Annotated in this window: 1 rRNA gene; it reads left to right on the top strand. The window is 45.3% G+C overall.

Annotated elements, in window-relative coordinates:
• Positions 1–384: 384 nt before the first annotated feature.
• Positions 385–492: ribosomal RNA gene (locus tag M3194_RS30815) — 23S ribosomal RNA — on the top strand; the annotation flags it as partial.

Genomic DNA, 492 nt, shown 5'->3' with positions numbered 1-492 from the left:
TCGGAAGGTGCGGCTGGATCACCTCCTTTCTAAGGAATACAACGTTTCTGCAGGAAACGTACATCGGAAGCATACTTCCGTGAATAGGCAGTAGTCGCAGCTCGTTGTCAGTTTTGAAAGAGCAATTGGGTTATACCAAATGCCTTTCAAAAACTTTTGTTTGTTGTCTACTTGCTAAAGATTTACTCCGAAGCAGATGCAACGCAAAAGACTTGCACCTTGAAAACTGGATAGCGAAAGAATGAAACATCCTTAAGCAATTATTGAATGTTTGCGAAGGTTGTTTCGAGTCGAGCGTGACTTTAGCGCGTTTATTTCAACCATCATTTAATTGATCAAGAAACAAACCGCTAGGAACGCTCGATCGAAACAACCGGAGCATTAGGTTAAGCTAATAAGAGCGCACGGAGGATGCCTAGGCACTAGGAGCCGAAGAAGGACGTGGCGAACAACGAAACTGCCTCGGGGAGCGGTAAGCACGCATTGATCCGG

Source organism: Paenibacillus glycanilyticus, assembly GCF_023715145.1.
In the GTDB taxonomy this organism is placed as follows: Bacteria; Bacillota; Bacilli; order Paenibacillales; family Paenibacillaceae; genus Pristimantibacillus; species Pristimantibacillus glycanilyticus_A.
Note: the sequence above shows the minus strand (reverse complement) of the source record. Positions and strands in the feature narration are given on the sequence as shown.